General features: G+C 64.2%; 8 protein-coding genes. 3 read left to right on the plus strand and 5 right to left on the minus strand.

Annotated features, from left to right (window positions below):
- The coding region (locus ACFC3J_RS22480; RefSeq protein ID WP_375198147.1) for an LON peptidase substrate-binding domain-containing protein at window positions 1-409 on the plus strand (409 nt) is incomplete at its 5' end.
- Window positions 406-576 (plus strand): Trm112 family protein, encoded by a 171-nt coding sequence (locus ACFC3J_RS22485; protein ID WP_375198148.1) that lies wholly within the window; start codon window positions 406-408, stop codon window positions 574-576. The genes ACFC3J_RS22480 and ACFC3J_RS22485, both read left to right, overlap by 4 nt.
- A gap of 18 nt (window positions 577-594) precedes the next feature.
- Here the strand turns inward: ACFC3J_RS22485 and ruvC are convergent, their stop codons facing one another.
- The 5 genes from ruvC to ACFC3J_RS22510 form a co-directional block, all read right to left on the minus strand.
- Window positions 595-1,086, minus strand: coding sequence for a crossover junction endodeoxyribonuclease RuvC (gene ruvC / locus ACFC3J_RS22490; protein ID WP_267250624.1), 492 nt, complete (start codon window positions 1,084-1,086; stop codon window positions 595-597).
- Window positions 1,087-1,205: 119 nt separating this feature from the next.
- Window positions 1,206-1,949, minus strand: a complete 744-nt coding sequence (locus ACFC3J_RS22495; RefSeq protein WP_375198149.1) for a YebC/PmpR family DNA-binding transcriptional regulator — start codon at window positions 1,947-1,949, stop codon at window positions 1,206-1,208.
- Window positions 1,950-2,017: 68 nt separating this feature from the next.
- Entirely contained in the window at window positions 2,018-2,344 is a 327-nt protein-coding gene (locus tag ACFC3J_RS22500; protein ID WP_375198150.1) for a heavy metal-binding domain-containing protein, read from the minus strand.
- Window positions 2,345-2,368: 24 nt separating this feature from the next.
- Complete coding sequence (locus tag ACFC3J_RS22505) at window positions 2,369-2,611, minus strand: DUF2312 domain-containing protein (RefSeq protein ID WP_013848733.1); 243 nt, start codon at window positions 2,609-2,611, stop codon at window positions 2,369-2,371.
- Between the two features lie 39 nt (window positions 2,612-2,650).
- Window positions 2,651-2,950, minus strand: a complete 300-nt coding sequence (locus ACFC3J_RS22510; protein ID WP_375198151.1) for a DUF1244 domain-containing protein — start codon at window positions 2,948-2,950, stop codon at window positions 2,651-2,653.
- Between the two features lie 107 nt (window positions 2,951-3,057).
- On the opposite strand from ACFC3J_RS22510, the gene ACFC3J_RS22515 reads away from it, so the two are divergent.
- Window positions 3,058-3,651, plus strand: a 594-nt coding sequence (locus ACFC3J_RS22515; protein ID WP_375198152.1) for a pyruvate kinase, incomplete at its 3' end; no start/stop codon positions are given.

A 3,651-nucleotide genomic window follows, 5' to 3' on the forward strand; every position in this document is an offset into this window, starting at 1 on the left:
CCATATCGAGGCGCTGGAGGATGGGCGGTTCAATATCATCCTCCAGGGGCTGGCGCGCTTTCGCGTGGTGCGGGAACTGCAGGTGGCGACCGCGTTCCGCCAGATCGAGGCGGATGTGGAGCCGGTGGGGCAGGAGGATGAAATCCTCTCCGCCGTCGAACGCGCAGCGCTGGAGCAGGAATCGCGGCGCTTTGCCGAGGCGCTGGGCTATGTGGTGGATTGGACGGCGGTATCGCGGCTCGATGACATGGCGCTGGTCAACGGCATAGCCCAGATCGTCCCCTTCGATCCCGCCGCCAAGCAGACGCTGCTGGAAGCCGATACGCTGAGCGAGCGGACCGACCGGATCATTCAGCTGATGCAGATCGTCGGTCGCGTCGAGCGCGATGGCGGAGCGACGATGCAATGAGCGAGCCTGATCCACCATTGCTGGCCAAGCTGGTGTGCCCGCTGACGCGGGCGCCGCTGCGCTGGGATGCGGAGCGCAGCGAACTGGTATCGGAAGCGGCGGGACTGGCCTTTCCGGTGCGCGACGGCGTGCCTGTGCTGCTGGTGCGCGAGGCGCGGCCCCTGTAATGGGCCGTCGGTGACGCGTTATTTGCGCGGAATGCGGCGGGCGCTGGCGAGATGATGGGCGTGGGTGATGGCGACGGCCAGCGCGTCCGATGCGTCAGGCCCGGCGACCTTTGCGCCGGGCAGAAGCCGGGCGACCATGGCGTGAACCTGATCCTTTGACGCGTTGCCGACGCCGACCACCGATTTCTTGACCAGCCGGGCGGCATATTCGCCGACCTCCATGCCCGATCGGGAAGCGGCCAGCAGCACCACGCCGCGGGCCTGACCCAGTTTCAGCGTCGATTGCGGGTTCACGTTGACGAACACTTCCTCGACCGCCGCGCCGTTGGGCTGATGTTCGAGGATGAGGTCGGTGAGCGCGAGGTCGAGCACCAGCAGCCGGCTGGCCAGCGCCATATCGCTGTCGGTCTTGATCTGGCCGTTGGCGATATGGGTCAGGCGGTTGCCGTCAGCGGCGATCAGGCCCCAGCCGGTGGTGCCCAGGCCGGGGTCCAGACCGAGGATGATCATGACAGAGTGAGGAAATGAAGGTGCGGAGACGCGGAGAGGAAAGATGATGATCGGCCGCCCGCGAGGCAAAAGACCGATCGATTTTTCTCCGCGTCTCCGCGCCTTTGCGGGAAATTCACTTAGCCCAGCTTTTCCATGACCTCGTCGGAGACTTCATAATTGCCCCAGACGGTCTGCACGTCGTCGTCGTCTTCCAGCGTGTCGACCAGCTTCATCAGCGTTGCGGCGTTGCTTTCGTCGACTTCGACGGTGGTTTGCGGCTTCCAGGCGAGCTTGGCGCCTTCCGCCGGGCCGAGCTTGGCTTCCAGCGCCTTGGCGACTTCGTGCAGCGCGTCCATGGCGGTCCAGATTTCATGCTCGTCCTCGTTCGAGGACACATCGTCGGCGCCCGCTTCCAGAGCCGCTTCGAAGATCGCGTCCGCATCGCCCGCGCTCGCCGGATAGGTAATGAGGCCAAGCCGGTCGAAACCGTGGCTCACCGCGCCGGACGCGCCCAGATTGCCGCCATTCTTGGAGAAGGCCGTGCGCACGTTGGTCGCGGTGCGGTTGCGGTTGTCGGTCAGGGCCTCGACGATGATGGCGACGCCGCCGGGGCCATAGCCCTCATAGCGGATTTCCTCGTAATTCTCCGTGTCGCCGCCGATCGCCTTGTCGATGGCGCGCTGGATATTGTCCTTGGGCATGGACTGCGCCTTGGCGGCGTTGACCGCGAGGCGGAGACGCGGGTTCATGTCCGGGTCGGGCATGCCCATCTTGGCCGCGACGGTGATTTCGCGGCTCAGTTTGGAGAACATCGAGGAGCGCTTCTTGTCCTGCGCGCCCTTGCGATGCATGATGTTCTTGAATTTGCTATGGCCGGCCACGGCCTGCTCCTAAACTTGTCTGTTTGTCCGAAGCGCGCTCTCTAGCGGGCGCACCAGCCAAGCGCAACTCAGACGAGGATCGCCGTGCCGGACGCTGTCACCATCAGCATTGATCCGCTGGAGCCGACCGTCTCATAATCGAGATCGACGCCGACCACGGCGTTGGCGCCCAGGGCCGCGGCGCGGGTTTGCATTTCGCTGATGGCCTGCTCGCGGGCGCGCTGAAGCACGTCCTCATAAGCGCCCGAACGCCCGCCGACGATGTCGCGCACGCTGGCGAACAGGTCGCGGAACAGGTTGGCGCCCACGATCACCTCGCCGGTGACGATGCCGAGATATTCCTTTGCGGGCCGACCCTCCAATGCGGGGGTGGTGCTGACGATGATCCCGGTCATGAGCGCTCTCCTCGGATGAAGGGCCTATTCCAGACCCAATGCGTTTTTATAGGTTTCCAGCAGCGCTTCGGCTTCCATGCGGGCGTTGCGCTCCATCTTGCGCAGACGCACGATCGACCGCATCGTCTTCACATCATAGCCGTTGGCCTTGGCCTCCAGATAGACGTCCTTGATGTCGTCGGCGATGCCCTTCTTTTCCTCTTCCAGACGCTCGATGCGCTCGATGAAAAGGCGTAGCTGTTCGGCGGCGACATTGCCATCGCTCATGAGAATCTCCAGTCAGTGTGAATCAGTCGGGACAGGCTCCTAATGATTGTCGGCGTTCTTCGCCACACTCTCCTGCATCCGGGCGATCTGTTCCGGGGTCGCTTCCCCCTGATAGCGGGCCTTCCACTCGGGAAAGGGCATGCCGTGGATGATCTCGCGAGCCTCGTCCCTGCTGAGCGCGCCGTCGGCCTCCGCAATCCAGTCGGCCAGGCAATTGCGGCAAAAGCCCGCCATTCCCATCAGATCGATATTCTGGACGTCGGTGCGGTGCTGCAAATGCGCCACCAGCCGCCGGAAGGCGGTTGCGGCAACGGCATCTGTGAGTATGTTATCGCTCACGGCGAAACCTTTCGCTGTTCTACATCATCCTGTCGTGCAGCACGGATAATCGAAAAGTGCGCCCTGGCAAGCCAGTGGCGATCATGACGGTCAGGAGCCAGAGAAGAATGACTAGATTACCGCCCCGTTCGCGCAAGGTTCGCATCCTCGCGACCCTTGGTCCTGCGAGCGACAGTCCGGAAATGATCCGGGCGCTGTTCGTCGCCGGGGCTGACGCCTTCCGGATCAACATGAGCCACGGATCGCACGAGGACCACGCCGCGCGCATCGCTTCGATCCGGGCGCTGGAGAAGGAATTTGGTCGTCCCACGACGATCCTGGGCGATCTTCAGGGGCCGAAGCTGCGCGTCGGCACGTTCGAGCGCGGGCTGGCCGTGCTGGAAACCGGCGCGGCCTTCGTGCTCGACAGCGATGCGACGCCGGGCGACGCGACCCGCGTGAACCTCCCGCATCCGGAGATCTACGCGGCGCTGGTGCCGGAAACCCGGCTTTTGCTGGACGACGGCAAGATGGTGCTGCGGGTCAAGAAGGTGGCGGCCGACCGGATCGATACCGTCGTCGAGGTCGGCGGCACATTGTCCAACCGCAAGGGCGTCAACGTGCCCGACGTGGTGGTGCCGGTGCCGGCGCTGACGGAGAAGGACCGGCGCGATCTGAGCTTTGCGGTCGAGCAGGGCTGCGACTGGATTGCGCTCAGCTTC

This window comes from Sphingobium sp. (assembly GCF_041987595.1).
In the GTDB taxonomy this organism is placed as follows: domain Bacteria; phylum Pseudomonadota; class Alphaproteobacteria; order Sphingomonadales; family Sphingomonadaceae; genus Sphingobium.

What these genes read in the sequence shown, in the direction of transcription:
- ACFC3J_RS22485 (WP_375198148.1), top strand. Translation starts at nt 406, where the DNA reads ATGAGCGAGCCTGATCCACCATTGCTGGCCAAGCTGGTGTGCCCGCTG.
- ruvC (WP_267250624.1), bottom strand. Translation starts at nt 1,086, where the DNA reads ATGATCATCCTCGGTCTGGACCCCGGCCTGGGCACCACCGGCTGGGGC.
- ACFC3J_RS22500 (WP_375198150.1), bottom strand. Translation starts at nt 2,344, where the DNA reads ATGACCGGGATCATCGTCAGCACCACCCCCGCATTGGAGGGTCGGCCC.
- ACFC3J_RS22505 (WP_013848733.1), bottom strand. Translation starts at nt 2,611, where the DNA reads ATGAGCGATGGCAATGTCGCCGCCGAACAGCTACGCCTTTTCATCGAG.